This is a genomic window from Pseudarthrobacter sp., from assembly GCF_036675385.1.
Lineage (GTDB): Bacteria > Actinomycetota > Actinomycetes > Actinomycetales > Micrococcaceae > Arthrobacter.
This window is the reverse complement of sequence record NZ_JAKFFD010000169.1, coordinates 33,844-47,786: the sequence shown is the minus strand read 5'-3', so window position 1 is coordinate 47,786 and position 13,943 is coordinate 33,844. Positions and strand designations below refer to the sequence as shown.

The following is a 13,943-nucleotide window of genomic DNA, read 5'->3' as shown; positions in this document are numbered from 1 at the left end:
CGTGCTTGGCCGGCCAGACACTCCGGCGGCCATTGCTTTGACCGGCATCGCCGGAAAACTTGCTGCCAGGCCCAGGGGCCTGACGGGGATGAAACTGGGCCTGCAGCCGCGTTAACGCAACATCGCCCATCAGAGGCAGCGGGGGCCTAGGTGGCTTCGGTATCGAACGGCGCGGGTTCGCCCGGAGGCAGCGACTGGACTACACGATCGGGACGGGAGGGACCCGTCCCGCCCGCGGCAACCGCCCCTGCACCGGCGACGGCAGCCACCGCTGCCGGCGCTCCGGCACTGACGGACTTGGTGTCGTCGTCCAGGAGGGCTTCCTTGATGATGCGCCGCGGATCGTACTGGCGGGGATCGTATTTCTTCCAGTCGACATCGTCGATGTCGATGCCGACTTCTTCCTTGATCTGCTCCCGGGCACCGGAGGCCATCCGGCGGACTTCCTTCACGAGATTCGCAAGTTTCTGGGTGTATTCGGGCAGCCGCTGGGGACCGATCACCAGGATGCCGATGATCAGCAGGAGGAAGAACTCCGGGCCGTTGATTCCAAACACTTTAGGAAGATTACCCTCTCCGGAGCCCCGCTGACGATTCCTGCCCGCCAGCGTCGCACAGTGCCTGCATCACGGAGCCAGCATCTCCCCGAGTTTGCGGATTCCCCGCGCCAACCGGACGGTGGGAGAGTCGTCCGCTGCGGTCGCCGGGGAGGCGGCAGGCGCGGTGCTGACACCCGCGTTAATTCCTTCTACGGCGAGGACGCTGAGCCGCTGCAGCACTGGAACGGCGTCATCAGCCTGCTCCGCCGGGAGGTCGGACACAACAGTGAAAGTTCCTGCAGTGGTCTCCACGGTGGCCGTCCAGGGCGCCAAGCTGCTGACCAGCAGCTTCCCCTCGTTCTCACCGAAGTTCTGTTCGGAGTTCTGTTCGGAGTTCTGCCCGGCGTCCTGACCCGACTCCTGCTGGGCGTCCACGGGATGGTGTTCCACGATGGTGGCATAGTGTTGCCCATCAGTCAGGTGCATTTCCACCGCCGGCCGCCCATTCAGCGTTATGGCATTGGCGCTCCGGACATGGAAGCCGAGTGATGCCAGGTCCGGACAGACCCAGCCTTCAGAGCGTAGGGCCAACAACTGCGGAGCACTGATCTCCCTGCCGTCGGCCGGTAGCTGGGCCGTATGCTGCACCAGGCTCCCGCTGATGGCCGATTGGGCGACGGGCAGGCTGTCCCCCGCCAGCGCAAACGCGCTGACGGCAAGAATTCCAGCGGCTGCTGCTGTCCCGCCGGCGGCAAGTGCCACGGCCCGCGCGGCCCGGTACGGGCTCGGGGCTGGCTCGGCCGCGGCCGCGAGCAGCTGCGTCCTGGCCAGCAGCCGGGCCGTCAGGTCCTCGCTGGCAGGCGGCACGGCCGCGTCACGGAGCCGCTCGATGTACTGGCGTTCACGCTTCAGCGCCGCTGCACATTCTGCGCAGGTCTGCACGTGGTCGGCGCCGCGGTGATGCCGGCGGCCGAAGGGGTTCTGGGGCGTCATGGTGCCGATCAGAGGATGCTGGCGATGCGCGGCAGCGAAAGCTTCGGCGTGCGTCCTTGCTGTGGCCTGGGATCGCGGTGGGCCAGCTTTTCGCGCAGCATGGTCCGGCCCCGGTGGATACGGGAACGGACGGTACCCAGTTTGACGCCGAGGGCAGCGGCCACTTCGTCGTAGGACAGGCCTTCCAGGTCGCAAAGCACGACGGCGGCGCGGAAGTCCGGGGGCAGCTCCTCCAAGGCAGCCTGCACATCGAGGTCCAGGTTGTTGTGTTCGAAGCTCTGTTCCGGTCCGGGTTCACGCCCGGGGATCCGGGACTCGGCGTCATCGGCCAGCGCGTCAAACCGGATGCGGGTTTTCCGGCGCGCCTGGTCCAGGAACAGGTTGGTGGTAATGCGGTGCAGCCAGCCATCCAGTGTCCCTGGCTTGAAATTCTCCAGTGACCGGAAGACGCGGACGAACACCTCCTGGGTGAGGTCCTCGGCGTCGAACTTGTTCCCCGTCAGGCGGTACGCCAGCCGGTAGACCTTGGCGGAGTGGTTGGCCACCACTTCCTCCCAAGTGGGCCTGACCCATACAGCGGCGGAATCTTGCGTCGCAGGGACAGGCGCCATACCTGATGCTGACATCGTCCACTCCCATCGTGGATTGCTATCGCCCGGATACTGTTGACATCTTTTGTTCGGCGCCGATCACCTCAGGGATGACCGGATATCCATCATTTCAAAGTTGGCTGGGAATTTCCTGACCGGGGCGGTTCTTCAGCCAGAGGCACAACGATTCCCTTCCGCGGCTGGCACCCCCGCACACAGTAGGCTGTACTAAACACTCCCCTGCCGCCCAGAAAGCGAATCACATGAGCGCCGACAAATCCACGAGCTGGTCCTATGCAGAAGATCTGCCCGCAGAGGATGAGGTTATGCTTCGTGCCAGGGAGCGCTCCTTCGAATTGGGCGTGACGCCCATCGGCGCAGGTGTTGGTGCGGTCCTGACGGTGTTGGCTGCGGGCTCGAAGGCCCAGACCGCCGTCGAAATCGGCACAGGCGCGGGTGTCTCGGGGGTATGCATCCTGCGGGGGCTCGGACCGCAGGCCGTGCTGACCACCATCGACGTGGACGTCGAACATCTGAAGGCGGCACGTGAAGCCTTTTCCGAGGCCGGCAGTCCGGCCAACCGCACGCGCACCATTTCCGGCCGCGCCGGTGATGTCCTGCCGCGCCTGACCGACTCCGCATATGACCTGGTGTTTGTTGATGCCGACAAGCCCGGCCTGCCCGGCTACGTGGAACAGGCCGTCCGGCTCCTGAAGGCCGGCGGGCTGCTCATCATCAACGACGCACTGGACAAGGACCGCGTGGCCAACCCGGCTGTCCGGGAGTCCAACACGGTGGTGCTCCGCCAGGTGGGCAAGGCAATCCGCGACGACGACCGCCTGGCGTCCGCGATGCTTCCCACGGGCGACGGCCTGCTGGTCGCGGTTAAGAAGTAGATCCACAGCAAATAAGCCAAGGTCCGCAGCGGGTTGGCTGCGGACCTTGGCCCTGCGGGATTATTCGGCAACGCCGAACAGGATTATTCAGTCACGCCGACGAGGCATTCCTTAAGGTTGGCCGCCTCCGCAGCGTTCAGTTCCACCACAAGCCGTCCGCCGCCTTCGAGCGGTACGCGCATGATCAGGCTACGGCCCTCTTTGGTGACTTCCATAGGGCCGTCGCCGGTGCGTGGTTTCATAGCCGCCATGAGGAATTTCCCCTCCATTTAGTCCCAGGACATATCAGCCCGGATGGGCTGTGTCCGCATGGTCAAATCAAGCCGCTATGGCGGCCCGTACTGATGCCGCCATGGCTGAACATTTCTGAATGCTTTTTGTCCCTGCTTACTTACTATTATCCCGTAATGACCCGCACGTAGCTAATCGATGGACATTTACGGCCGCGTCGGATTCCCCAATCCGCCGGCCAGGCGCCGCCCGCGATCACGGCGGATAATCGCCGCCGCCCGGAAGCTGCGCCCATGCCCACAGCCAGACGATCCACACGATCTGGAGCAGGACAAACATTGTCAGGACCGTGCCGCGGTATGCCTTCGACCGGGACAAGAGCGCGGCAGCCAGGGCCAACGGGAACAGCGGGAGCAGCATCCGGAAAGTACTGGTCTGGGGGTGGAGGAACACCAGGAGGTAGCCCATGTAGCAGGCGCACCACAGGCGCAGTTCCACACCAAGCCGGACCACCGGCGGGGAGAACAGTAGGAGGGCAAAGAGGCCCGCAAAGACGAATGGCGCCACGATCCCCAGGACGGGGCCAAAGAGGTCGACGCCGGCGTCGAACCAGGGCTTGAAGGGCACCAGGTCATGGCCGCGCCACACTGTTTCGGTTTTGGTATACGCCTCAATGTCTCCGGTGGCGGCCCAGGCCGCTGCCGGCCACAGCAGTGCCGAGGCACCGCACACCACGGTTAGGCCCGCCAGGGACGCCAGCTCCCCGAGGCTGTGGGTGCCCGGCCGCTCCCCGCGCCCCCGTTCGACCAGTCGCCAGAGGAAGAGAAGCCCCACCATGGCGGCAAAGGGAACACCCACGGGTCGGGAGAGGCACAGCAGCAGGACCACCGGCATGGCAACGAAATAATGACGCCTGATGACGAGCAGCAGGGCGGTGGCCAGCAGGAAAACGGTAAGGGGTTCCGCGTACGGGACCTGGAGAATGGCGGACACCGGAAAGGTCGCGAAGAATGCCACGCCCCAAAGCGCCGCAGTGTGCGAAGCCTTGTGCCTGAACAGGCGGTACAAAACCAGCGCCGCACCCAACCCCGCCAGCATGGCCACGACCGTCAGCGCCGCGGCAGGGCTGATTCCGGTCAGGCCTGCGAGCGCACGGCCCAGGGCCGGGAAGAGCGGATAGAAGGCCCACGCATTTTCCTGCACGTTGCCGGCGGCATCCGTTGGAAGCGGTGAGGGATAACCGTCGGTGATGATCCGGCCGTACCATCGCGCATCCCAGATATTGATGAAGTTCCAGTAGTCAGGGCCGGCCGGAAACCACGGGTTGGGCCCTTGGTGCAGGGCTGCTGCCATAAAAATGCAGGCACTTACCAGCCGGGCAGTGGCGTAGAGGGCGGCAACCTGCAGCCACCAGGGCCAGCGTTGGACCGCCCACTTGGCGCGGGCGCCGAATGCGGTGATCAACGCCGTCGGGCCCGTCCGGTCCCCCGTGTCAGTGCTCAAGCGCCGGCCTCCGGGCGCGCCGCCCGTTCCGATTCCAGCAGCCGCGCCCGGAGCCTGCCCATTTCTTCGTCTTTGGCCGCGATCTGGTCCCGCAGTTCGTCGAGGACCTGGTCCACCTGATCCATCCGGTATCCACGCAGGCCGAGGGAGAAGCGGACCCGGTCGACGTCGGCAGGTGCAGCGTCCGCGGGCAGCAGCACCGGCGGAAGGTTGGCGGGCGGCTGCCCGAACCCCGGGTAGAGAATCGGATTCTCCGGGACCTCGGAGCCCGCGGCCGGTTCACTGCCCCGGCGGAGGCTGCGCAGAATGCCGCGGCGGCCACCGGCGCCTGCCCACAGGGTGGCGGCGATCAGCACGATGGCGAGGTAGACCAGGAAAAAACTCACAGCACCCATCGTGCCAGATACGGGCCGACGGCCTATTCGGGCCGTTGCTCGCCGTTGGTGGAAACCGGGGGCGTCCAGTGCAGCACCAGTTGCACCGCTTCGGCGGGATCGTCCACCACCTGGATGAGGTCCAGGTCCTTTGCGGAGACCATTCCCTCGGCCACAAGGGTGCCTTTGATCCATTCGATCATCGGCCCCCAGAAGTCGACGCCGAGGAGCACGATCGGGAAGGAGGTCACTTTCCGGGTCTGGACCAGGACCATGGCTTCAAAGAGTTCATCCAGCGTTCCCAACCCGCCGGGAAGTACGATGAAGCCCTGGGCATACTTGACGAACATGGTCTTCCGGGCGAAGAAGTAGCGGAAGTTAATGCCGAGGTCCACCCACTGGTTCAGGCCCTGCTCGAAGGGCAATTCAATGCCCAGGCCAACGGAGACGCCGTTGCCTTCCACGGTGCCGCGGTTGGCGGCCTCCATGGAGCCCGGACCGCCACCGGTAATGACGGCCACACCCGCGGCTGCCAGCTTCCGGCCTACTTCCATGCCCATTTCGTAGTACGGGCTGCCGGGCTTGGTGCGCGCCGAGCCGAAGACACTGACGGCGGGCCCCAGATCGGCAAGCGCGCCGAACCCCTCCACGAACTCGCTCTGGATCCGGAGGACACGCCAGGGGTCTGAATGGACGAACTGTCCTGCGCCTTTGGTATCAAGCAAATGCTGGTCGGACATTTCCACAGCGGCCTGCTTGCGACGGAGTTCAAGGGGCCCCTTACGGCGCGGCTGGGAAGTTTTGGCCGGATCTGCGTTGATGCTCATCCCCCAAGGCTAATGCCAAGGCCAGCGTGCCTGTGGCAGGTATCTCTTGAATCACGATCCGCGCGAACTTGTCGTGATTCACCTCATAACCAGCCAATGTTCGCTAGATTCTTCTTTATGACTACTCATGTGCCCGGCGATGCGCTCGTCTCCCTGAATGGTGTGAATAAGCATTACGGTCAGTTGCACGTTTTGAAGGACATCAATCTCCACGTCCGTAAGGGCGAAGTGGTGGTGGTCATTGGCCCGTCAGGCTCAGGAAAGTCCACGTTGTGCCGTGCCATCAACCGTCTGGAAACCATCGAAGGCGGCACCATCAGCATTGATGGAAAGGTGTTGCCGGAGGAGGGGAAGGAACTGGCCCAGCTCCGCGCCGACGTCGGGATGGTCTTTCAGTCCTTCAACCTCTTCGCGCACAAGACCATCCTTGAGAACGTGACGCTTGGTCCCATCAAAGTCAAAGGCGTTGCCAAGGCCCAGGCCGACAAGGAAGCCATGGCATTGCTGGAGCGCGTGGGCGTGGGGCATCAGGCCCCCAAACTCCCGGCGCAGCTCTCCGGCGGCCAGCAGCAGCGCGTGGCCATCGCCCGTGCCCTGGCGATGAAACCAAAGGTCATGCTCTTTGATGAGCCCACCTCTGCGCTGGACCCCGAGATGATCAACGAGGTCCTTGACGTGATGATCCAGCTGGCCAAGGAAGGCATGACCATGGTTGTGGTCACGCACGAAATGGGCTTCGCCCGGAAAGCCGCCGACCGTGTGGTTTTCATGGCGGATGGCCAGATCGTGGAGGATGCCAAGCCGGAAGAATTCTTCACCAACCCGAAGAGTGACCGCGCGAAGGACTTCCTGTCCAAGCTGCTCACGCACTGATTCTCCATCAACGAACACACACTCCAGTTCGCACCCAGGCCGTGACCCACGGCCGACCAATGAAAGGAATGTCATGAAGGCATTTATGACCCGCCGGAAGTCGTTCTTCGTGGCGGCCACTGCTGCCCTGGCGTTGTCCCTGAGCGCATGCGGCGGCACCACCCCCGGCACCACCAGCGATCCCACTGTTGCCGACAAGCCGACGTTTGCCGCCGGCACCACCATGGCCAAGCTGTCCGCCGCGGGCACCATCAAGATCGGCACCAAGTACGACCAGCCGCTGTTCGGCCAGGTGGGCCTGGACGGCAAGCCGGTGGGCTTCGACGTCGAGATGGGCAAGCTGATCGCAGCCAAGCTGGGCATCGCCGCGGACAAGATCGAATGGTCAGAGACTGTCTCAGCCAACCGCGAACCCTTCATTGAGCAGGGCAAGGTGGACCTTGTCATTGCCACGTACACCATCAATGACAAGCGCAAACAGGTTGTCAGCTTCGCGGGCCCGTACTACGAGGCCGGCCAGGCGCTGATGGTGAACAAGGACAACACGTCCATCACCAAGCCTGAGGACGTCGCAGGCAAGAAGGTCTGCTCCGTCACCGGTTCCACCCCGGCCGCGACAATCGTGGACAAGTACAAGGCCGAGCTCGTGCCGGCAGCCACCTACTCCGCTTGCCTTGAGCCGCTGCGCAACAAGCAGGTCGAAGCGATCACCACGGACAACGTGATCCTGGCCGGCTTTGTGGACAAGGAACCGGATGCCTTCAAGCTGGCCTCGGATCAAACCTTCACCAAGGAGCCCTACGGCATTGGCCTGAAGAAGGACGACACCGAATTCCGCAACTGGATCAACGACCAGCTCGAGGCGTTTGCCAAGGATGGGTCCTACAAGAAGGCCTGGGAAGCAACGGCAGGCTCGGTCATCAAGACCGCCCCTGAACTTCCCGCCATCAACCGCTACTAGGTAGCCACGGCGGCTTCCGGGGAATTCGTTGAACGCGTTCCCCGGAAGCCGCCGGCCTGCTTTTTGACCGCCTACGCCCAGAGCCGAAGGATCCTATGGAAGTCATCATTGAAAACCTCCCTCTTTATTGGGAAGGCCTTCTCCGCACTCTTTTCCTGTCCGTCGTCTCCGGGATCATCGCCCTTATCCTCGGAACACTCCTGGCGGCAGCCCGCGTATCCCCCGTTGCGGCACTCCGGGGATTCAGCACCGTCTACGTGGAAATCCTCCGGAACACCCCACTGACCATTGCCTTCTTTTTCGCAGCGATCGTCCTGCCTCGCCTCGGCGTGACATTCCAGCAGTTCGAGGTCGCAGCGATCATCGCCCTCAGCGCCTATACAGCGGCCTTCATTGCTGAAGCCGTCCGCTCGGGCGTTAACAGCGTCCCGCTCGGCCAGGCTGAGGCCGCGCGCAGCATCGGCATGAACTTCGGCCAGGTCCTGAATCTCATCATCCTGCCGCAGGCGCTTCGGACCGTGATCCCGCCGCTGATCAACATCCTGATTGCCCTCGTCAAGAACTCGTCCGTCGCCGGCGCGTTCTTTGTCCTGGAACTGTTCGGCTACGGCCGCCAAATGGCCAACGCCAACGGTGACCAGGTCATGGCAGTACTGCTCGGCGTTGCGTTCTTCTATCTGCTCCTCACCATTCCGCTGGGCATCCTTGCCAGCACGGTGGAACGAAAGGTGGCGATTGCCCGATGACTTCAGTCCTCTACGACGTTCCCGGCCCCAAAGCGCGCCGGGTCTCGCTGATCGGTTCCGTGGTTGGAACCGTGCTGATCCTTGGACTTCTGGCATGGATTGGCATGACTCTCGCCCAGCAGGGCATTTTTGAAGGTCGCCGCTGGGCGATCTTCACCCGGGGCGACGTCTGGACGCTGCTCGCCAATGGCCTCGGCGCAACGCTCACCGCCGCCGCTCTCGCCGCAGTGATCGCGTTTCCCCTCGGCCTGATGTTCTGCCTGCTGCGCATCTCGCTGGTCGCCTGGATCCGGATTCCCGCCCGCGTGGTCCTGGAGTTCCTGCGCGGCATGCCGGTTGTGCTGATGATGCTCTTCGTCCTGCTGGTGTTCGGGACGAGTTCCTTCGTCGCGGTGGTGGCCGGGCTCGTCCTCTACAACACCGCTATCTTCGCGGAGATCATCCGGGCCGGCATCCAATCACTGCCGAAGGGACAGCGGGAGGCGGGCCTGACCATCGGCCTGACCAGCTTCCAGTCCCGGATGCTCATCGAGCTGCCGCAGGCTGTCCGCCGAATGATGCCGTCGCTGGTTGCCCAACTCGTGGTGCTCCTGAAGGACACCTCCCTGGGCTACATCGTGGCGTACGGTGAACTTCTGCGCGCAGTGCAGGTCATGGCGGACTTCCTCGGGAACGCGTTCCTGTTCCCCATCTTCTTTGTGGCTGCCGCCATCTACATTGTGATCAACATCTGCGTTTCCCGGCTCGCAATCTGGATCGAGCGCCGCGGTTCCACGAAGACGGCAGGCGGCGTTGCCAAAGCGCCAACCGCTGTGGTCGCACCGGAACTACCGGATATACGCGAATCCAAGTAGCCACATCCACCCCACACGCAGAAGGGTCCGCAGCCTGCAGGCTGCGGACCCTTCTGCGTGCAGGCTTACGCCGCGAGCCAACTCCGAAGCGCCCGCAGGCACTCCCGGATGGCGTCGGCGTCGACGTGCTCGTTGTCCTTGTGGGCCAGCAGCGGATCGCCGGGGCCGAAGTTCACTGCCGGGATCCCCAGTTCGCTGAAACGCGCGACGTCGGTCCAGCCGTATTTCGGTTTCGGCTCGGCTCCGACGGCGGCCACGAAGGACGCGGCAGCCGGGTGGTTCAGTCCCGGGCGCGCACCGGCGGCGGCATCCGTGCGGACCACAGCGAAGCCCGCCAACAGTTCTCGCACATGCGCCTCCGCCTGGTCCGGCGTCTTGTCGGGGGCGAAGCGGTAGTTGATTTCGACGACGCAGCGGTCCGGGATGACGTTGCCGGCCGTGCCGCCATTGATCTTCACGGCGTTGAGGCTCTCGCGGTAGTCGAGGCCGTCCACGTTAATGGTCTGCGGCTCGTAGGCTGCCAGCCGGGCCAGGATGGGTGCCGCTGCGTGGATGGCGTTGCTGCCCATCCACGCACGGGCAGAGTGTGCTGCCTCACCCACCGTCGTGGCCTCAAAGCGGCTGGTGCCGTTGCAGCCACCCTCGACGGTGCCATGGGTCGGCTCCAGGAGGATGGCAAAATCGCCGCCCAGGAGGCTGCCGTGGTTGCGGACCAGCCGGCCCAGTCCGCTCTTGACCTCTTCCACTTCCTCGTGGTCGTAGAACACGAAGGTGACGTCGCGCTGGGGTGCCGCGCCGCCGTCGAACATTGTGGCCGCCAGCGCGAGCTGCACGGCGACGCCGCCCTTCATGTCCGTTGCCCCGCGTCCGTAGAGGATGCCGTCCCCCGGGATGCCTGAATCCCAGGTGGACGGGACGGTACCGCGCGCGCCTTCAGTAACCGGCAGCGGCACTGTGTCCAGGTGTCCGGCGAGGATGACGCGTTCCGTCCTGCCGAGTTCCGTGCGGGCGATGATGGCGTCACCGTCGCGGACCACCTGGAGTTCCGGGATGGCCCGCAGCGCCACTTCGACAGCGTCCGCCAGTTCCGTCTCATTCCCGGAGACACTGTTGATGTCCATCAGGGCGGCGGTCAGCACGGAGACGTCCTGGCGGAGGTCCAAAGGCGCGGTGATCGATTCAGGGGCGGTTTCGGCAGTCACGTTGCCAGTCTAGTTCGAACCCGGTGCCCGCCTCTCGGTACACTGGGGCCATGACTGAGACCGCTACCTCCGCCGCGCCCAAAGACCAGAACGCAACTTCCGAAGCCCGCTCCGCCTACGGCTTCGGGTTGGCAACCATCGCCAGTGCCACGGGCGAGGATAATGCCGAAGCCACGGTCCTGGACGTCTGGTTCCCGGCGCCGGCGCTGGGCATCGCGGCCGATAACCTGCGTGCCGTGGAGAATGCGGACGAAACCCTGGTCCAGCTCGCCGAGAGCGGCATCGACGCTGACCGCGGGACCGAGCAGAAAGTGGTCTTCGTCCAGATCAACCTTGACGAAGCTCCGGCTGACACCGCAGACGCGTACCTCCGGCTGCACCTGCTCTCCCACCGGCTGGTCCGGCCCAACACGATCAACCTGGACGGCATCTTCGGCAAGCTGCCCAACGTGGTGTGGACCAACTTCGGCCCCGCCGCGGTGGAAGGCTTCGAACTGACCCGCGCCAAACTTCGCCGCCGTGGTGCCGTCACCGTCTACGGCGTGGACAAGTTCCCCCGCATGGTGGACTATGTGGTGCCCGCCGGCGTCCGGATCGCCGACGCCGACCGTGTCCGTCTCGGTGCCCACCTCGCCGAAGGCACCACCGTGATGCACGAAGGCTTTGTGAACTTCAACGCCGGCACCCTGGGCGCCTCCATGGTGGAAGGCCGCATCTCCGCCGGCGTCGTCGCCGGCGACGGCAGCGACGTGGGAGGCGGCGCGTCGATCATGGGCACCCTCTCCGGGGGCGGCAAGGAAAAGATCGTCATCGGTGAGCGCGTCCTGCTGGGCGCCAACTCCGGCGTCGGCATCAGCGTCGGCGATGACTCCGTGGTGGAGGCCGGCCTCTACGTCACCGCTGGAACCCGTGTGCTTGTTCCCGGGCCTAAGGACGAGAACGGCGAAGACACCGCCAAGATCGTGAAGGCAGCCGAGCTGTCCGGCGTCCCCAACCTCCTGTTCCGGCGCAACTCCACCACCGGCGCCGTCGAGGCGCTGCCGCGCAAGGGCCAGACGGTGGAACTCAACGACGCCCTCCACGCCAACTGACCCGTCGGTGGCACGTGGACGCAGTTTCGTTCGCCCCACCGTGCTGCTGCTTACCCTGGCGCTGGCGGGCGCCGGCATCTACACAGCAGTCTCCTTCCTGCAGCGCTCCGAAACCCTGGTCTCGGAGCGCTGCACGGCCGACGTCGGGACCCAGAGCGCAGAGCTTGCAACGGACCAGGCGGTTAATGCCTCACTGATTACAGCGGTGGCGGTGCAGCGCGGGCTGCCTCCCCGGGCAGCCAGCATCGCCCTTGCCACCGCGATGCAGGAATCCAAGCTGCGCAATATCGCCCATGGCGACCAGGCCGGCCCTGACTCCCGTGGACTCTTCCAGCAACGTCCCTCGCAGGGGTGGGGAACCGAGGCCCAGGTGATGGACCCGTACTACGCTGCCAATGCTTTCTACGATGCCCTGGTCAAGGTTCCCGGCTACGAGTCCCTGGAAATCACCGACGCCGCCCAGCGTGTCCAGCGCTCGGCCTACCCCCTCGCGTACGCCCAACACGAAGATATGGGCCGGTCCTTTGCGTCCGGCCTGACCGGTCAGGCGCCCGCCTCCGTGCTGTGCACTTTGCGTGCCCCGCAGGAACCGGGCATCCCCGCCGCCGTCGAGTCCGAGCTGGCCCAGGCGTACGGGCCGCTCGCCATCACCACGGAGAATGATTCGCTCGTGGTGGCAGCTGACGGCACCCAGGCCTGGTCCGTGGCGCAGTGGGCAGTTGCCAATGCCAAGGGCCTGGCGGTGACGCGCGTGGATGTTGCAGGACGGGGCTGGGACCGTGAGGATCAGGGCGGCTGGCAGGAATCCGACGCGCCCGCCGGACAGGTCCGCATTACAGTGGCACCGGCCGGCACCGGCAGCTGACGGCCTGGCAGCTACAGGCCGGGGTGCTGATGCCCCGGACGCTGACCGCCCACCCTCAGACCAGGATGTCCACCACGGGCTGGACGTAGCTGCGGAAGAGCTCCGGCGCGGACATGAGGTTATGGCTCATGATGATCTTGTCCGGCTCCACATACCAAGCCCGCTGTTCGTTCAGCGGCAGTTCGATGATGGTCAGGGTGAAGTCCCGTGACCGCCGGCCCACCTCCAGCAGGCGGTCATCCACCATGTCGCCCAACAGCTGGTCCGAACCGCTGGCCACCCGTTCTGCTTCCAGCCGGACGTACTCGCTGCGGCGTTCCCGTGCCCAGGTCAGCGCGGACCCGAAATGCGCCTGCAGGACGCGCTGGAGGGCGGGGGAATTTCCGAATTCTTCAAAATCCGGTGGGGACAGCTCCGGTGACGTCTGGGGGTGCGCCTTCAGCAGCTGCTCCCACCAGGCTTCCCATTCGGTCTTGAGTGCGCTCAGCCCGCCGACGTCGGAGGTGAGATGCGAGTGGTCGGCATGGCGGATCTTCGGCGCGGCATGCGACAACGCGGGGTGGCCGGCGCCGTCGAGTCCTGCCGCATCACGGACAAAGAGCGCGATCATCAGAGGCCCGGACGTGTCCGTAGTAATCTGCCAGCCGGAACCACCTGTGTGATGCATCCCTACTCCTCCTGTGGCCTGCCTTTACCGGCCTGACCAGCCGGTTCCGCTCCCCCGGCTCCCAGTCTATTCCCGATGCCACCGGACGGTAATGTCAGGCGGCCAGGCTCTTCAGGTGCCGGTCCAGGACGTCATGGCACATCTGTGCCGTCATCCAGGCGGGCTGCAGGAGGGCGTGCATGCACAGCCCGTCCAGCGTAGCCAGCAGCCTCTCCGCCTCGACCGCCAGCGACTGCTGCCCGTCGCCGTCGTCCGGTACCAGGGCGGTGATGACCTGCCCGACGACGGCGGCCACCTCCCGGTGGCTCCGATCGGCCTCCGCCGCGAGGAAGGGACGGATCCTGGCGGCGTTTTTGAAGGCCATCCACACACAGGCGTCCACGGCCCGTTCCTCGTCAAGCGGCAGAAATTCACCCAGCAGGGTTAAAACCGCCTCATGATGCGGGCCGGTCCCGGGTTTGCTGGCGGCCATAGCCGGCAATGCCGCGGTGAGCCGGCCCGTGATCCGGTCCACAACGGCGGCAAAGGAATGGCTGAGCAGTTCTTCACTGCTGGCGAAGTAGTGCCGGACGGAGCCTACGGCGAGGCCTGCTTCGTCCGCCACCTCCCGCAGTGACGCCCGCTCGAGGCCGTCGACGGCGATGATCCTGAAGACCGCGTCAACGATTTCTGCACGCCGGGCTTCGGCATCAACAATTTTGGGCACCCCTATTATTTAGCACACCCGTGCT

17 protein-coding genes are annotated in these 13,943 nt (G+C 64.9%); 7 read left to right on the top strand and 10 right to left on the bottom strand.

Going from position 1 to position 13,943, the window contains the following annotated elements; genetic code table 11:
• Positions 1–146 precede the first annotated feature (146 nt).
• From V6M49_RS15035 to sigE, 3 genes are all read right to left on the bottom strand, one after another.
• Complete coding sequence (locus V6M49_RS15035; RefSeq protein ID WP_104062139.1) at positions 147–557, bottom strand: Sec-independent protein translocase TatB; 411 nt, start codon at positions 555–557, stop codon at positions 147–149.
• 69 nt (positions 558–626) lie between these two features.
• The gene (locus V6M49_RS15030; RefSeq protein WP_332761758.1) at positions 627–1,532 is read right to left on the bottom strand and encodes an anti-sigma factor; all 906 of its coding nucleotides are present in this window, start codon (positions 1,530–1,532) and stop codon (positions 627–629) included.
• A gap of 8 nt (positions 1,533–1,540) precedes the next feature.
• Positions 1,541–2,158, bottom strand: a complete 618-nt coding sequence (gene sigE / locus V6M49_RS15025; protein ID WP_058931858.1) for an RNA polymerase sigma factor SigE — start codon at positions 2,156–2,158, stop codon at positions 1,541–1,543.
• 227 nt (positions 2,159–2,385) lie between these two features.
• Here sigE and V6M49_RS15020 point away from each other — a divergent pair, with 227 nt between their 5' ends.
• Entirely contained in the window at positions 2,386–3,018 is a 633-nt protein-coding gene (locus V6M49_RS15020) for an O-methyltransferase (RefSeq protein ID WP_056343985.1), read from the top strand.
• A gap of 83 nt (positions 3,019–3,101) precedes the next feature.
• On the opposite strand, the gene V6M49_RS15015 is transcribed toward V6M49_RS15020, so the two are convergent.
• The 4 genes from V6M49_RS15015 to V6M49_RS15000 form a co-directional block, all read right to left on the bottom strand.
• A complete protein-coding gene (locus V6M49_RS15015) occupies positions 3,102–3,269 on the bottom strand; it encodes a DUF3117 domain-containing protein (RefSeq protein ID WP_009357720.1) in 168 nt (55 codons plus the stop codon).
• A gap of 235 nt (positions 3,270–3,504) precedes the next feature.
• On the bottom strand, positions 3,505–4,713 hold the full coding sequence (locus V6M49_RS15010) for a hypothetical protein (protein WP_332761760.1): 1,209 nt from the start codon (positions 4,711–4,713) through the stop codon (positions 3,505–3,507).
• A gap of 35 nt (positions 4,714–4,748) precedes the next feature.
• Positions 4,749–5,147: a DivIVA domain-containing protein gene (locus V6M49_RS15005; RefSeq protein ID WP_104062137.1), complete on the bottom strand. Its 399-nt coding sequence runs from the start codon at positions 5,145–5,147 to the stop codon at positions 4,749–4,751.
• Between the two features lie 23 nt (positions 5,148–5,170).
• Positions 5,171–5,953, bottom strand: coding sequence for a TIGR00730 family Rossman fold protein (locus V6M49_RS15000; RefSeq protein WP_056343990.1), 783 nt, complete (start codon positions 5,951–5,953; stop codon positions 5,171–5,173).
• A gap of 117 nt (positions 5,954–6,070) precedes the next feature.
• On the opposite strand from V6M49_RS15000, the gene V6M49_RS14995 reads away from it, so the two are divergent.
• The 4 genes from V6M49_RS14995 to V6M49_RS14980 all read left to right on the top strand — a co-directional run bounded on the left by V6M49_RS14995 (position 6,071) and on the right by V6M49_RS14980 (position 9,387).
• Positions 6,071–6,826, top strand: a complete 756-nt coding sequence (locus V6M49_RS14995) for an amino acid ABC transporter ATP-binding protein (protein ID WP_104062136.1) — start codon at positions 6,071–6,073, stop codon at positions 6,824–6,826.
• A gap of 73 nt (positions 6,827–6,899) precedes the next feature.
• A complete protein-coding gene (locus tag V6M49_RS14990; protein WP_332761753.1) occupies positions 6,900–7,787 on the top strand; it encodes a glutamate ABC transporter substrate-binding protein in 888 nt (295 codons plus the stop codon).
• A 95-nt stretch (positions 7,788–7,882) separates the two neighbouring features.
• On the top strand, positions 7,883–8,533 hold the full coding sequence (locus V6M49_RS14985; protein WP_056343998.1) for an amino acid ABC transporter permease: 651 nt from the start codon (positions 7,883–7,885) through the stop codon (positions 8,531–8,533).
• Positions 8,530–9,387, top strand: a complete 858-nt coding sequence (locus V6M49_RS14980) for an amino acid ABC transporter permease (protein WP_332761750.1) — start codon at positions 8,530–8,532, stop codon at positions 9,385–9,387. Before V6M49_RS14985 ends, V6M49_RS14980 begins: the two co-directional genes overlap by 4 nt.
• A 65-nt stretch (positions 9,388–9,452) precedes the next feature.
• Here V6M49_RS14980 and dapE read toward each other — a convergent pair whose 3' ends face one another.
• Positions 9,453–10,589, bottom strand: a complete 1,137-nt coding sequence (dapE, locus tag V6M49_RS14975; protein WP_141141093.1) for a succinyl-diaminopimelate desuccinylase — start codon at positions 10,587–10,589, stop codon at positions 9,453–9,455.
• A gap of 50 nt (positions 10,590–10,639) precedes the next feature.
• On the opposite strand from dapE, the gene dapD reads away from it, so the two are divergent.
• Positions 10,640–11,680: a 2,3,4,5-tetrahydropyridine-2,6-dicarboxylate N-succinyltransferase gene (dapD, locus tag V6M49_RS14970; RefSeq protein ID WP_332761747.1), complete on the top strand. Its 1,041-nt coding sequence runs from the start codon at positions 10,640–10,642 to the stop codon at positions 11,678–11,680.
• A 7-nt stretch (positions 11,681–11,687) separates the two neighbouring features.
• The gene (locus V6M49_RS14965; protein WP_442959737.1) at positions 11,688–12,545 is read left to right on the top strand and encodes a hypothetical protein; all 858 of its coding nucleotides are present in this window, start codon (positions 11,688–11,690) and stop codon (positions 12,543–12,545) included.
• A 55-nt stretch (positions 12,546–12,600) separates the two neighbouring features.
• Here the strand turns inward: V6M49_RS14965 and V6M49_RS14960 are convergent, their stop codons facing one another.
• Both V6M49_RS14960 and V6M49_RS14955 read right to left on the bottom strand, forming a co-directional pair.
• Positions 12,601–13,212 carry a hypothetical protein gene (locus tag V6M49_RS14960; RefSeq protein ID WP_332761743.1) on the bottom strand — a complete coding sequence of 204 codons (612 nt, stop codon included), beginning with the start codon at positions 13,210–13,212 and terminating at the stop codon, positions 12,601–12,603.
• A gap of 94 nt (positions 13,213–13,306) precedes the next feature.
• Positions 13,307–13,918 carry a TetR/AcrR family transcriptional regulator gene (locus V6M49_RS14955; protein ID WP_332761741.1) on the bottom strand — a complete coding sequence of 204 codons (612 nt, stop codon included), beginning with the start codon at positions 13,916–13,918 and terminating at the stop codon, positions 13,307–13,309.
• Positions 13,919–13,943: the final 25 nt, after the last annotated feature.

Excerpts from the sequence above, each read along its gene's own strand:
- V6M49_RS15015 (WP_009357720.1), bottom strand. The coding sequence starts at position 3,269 with ATGGCGGCTATGAAACCACGCACCGGCGACGGCCCTATGGAAGTCACC.
- V6M49_RS14980 (WP_332761750.1), top strand. The coding sequence starts at position 8,530 with ATGACTTCAGTCCTCTACGACGTTCCCGGCCCCAAAGCGCGCCGGGTC.
- V6M49_RS15000 (WP_056343990.1), bottom strand. The coding sequence starts at position 5,953 with ATGAGCATCAACGCAGATCCGGCCAAAACTTCCCAGCCGCGCCGTAAG.
- V6M49_RS15030 (WP_332761758.1), bottom strand. The coding sequence starts at position 1,532 with ATGACGCCCCAGAACCCCTTCGGCCGCCGGCATCACCGCGGCGCCGAC.
- dapD (WP_332761747.1), top strand. The coding sequence starts at position 10,640 with ATGACTGAGACCGCTACCTCCGCCGCGCCCAAAGACCAGAACGCAACT.
- V6M49_RS15005 (WP_104062137.1), bottom strand. The coding sequence starts at position 5,147 with ATGGGTGCTGTGAGTTTTTTCCTGGTCTACCTCGCCATCGTGCTGATC.
- V6M49_RS14990 (WP_332761753.1), top strand. The coding sequence starts at position 6,900 with ATGAAGGCATTTATGACCCGCCGGAAGTCGTTCTTCGTGGCGGCCACT.
- V6M49_RS15020 (WP_056343985.1), top strand. The coding sequence starts at position 2,386 with ATGAGCGCCGACAAATCCACGAGCTGGTCCTATGCAGAAGATCTGCCC.
- V6M49_RS14995 (WP_104062136.1), top strand. The coding sequence starts at position 6,071 with ATGACTACTCATGTGCCCGGCGATGCGCTCGTCTCCCTGAATGGTGTG.
- V6M49_RS14985 (WP_056343998.1), top strand. The coding sequence starts at position 7,883 with ATGGAAGTCATCATTGAAAACCTCCCTCTTTATTGGGAAGGCCTTCTC.
- V6M49_RS14960 (WP_332761743.1), bottom strand. The coding sequence starts at position 13,212 with ATGCATCACACAGGTGGTTCCGGCTGGCAGATTACTACGGACACGTCC.
- sigE (WP_058931858.1), bottom strand. The coding sequence starts at position 2,158 with ATGTCAGCATCAGGTATGGCGCCTGTCCCTGCGACGCAAGATTCCGCC.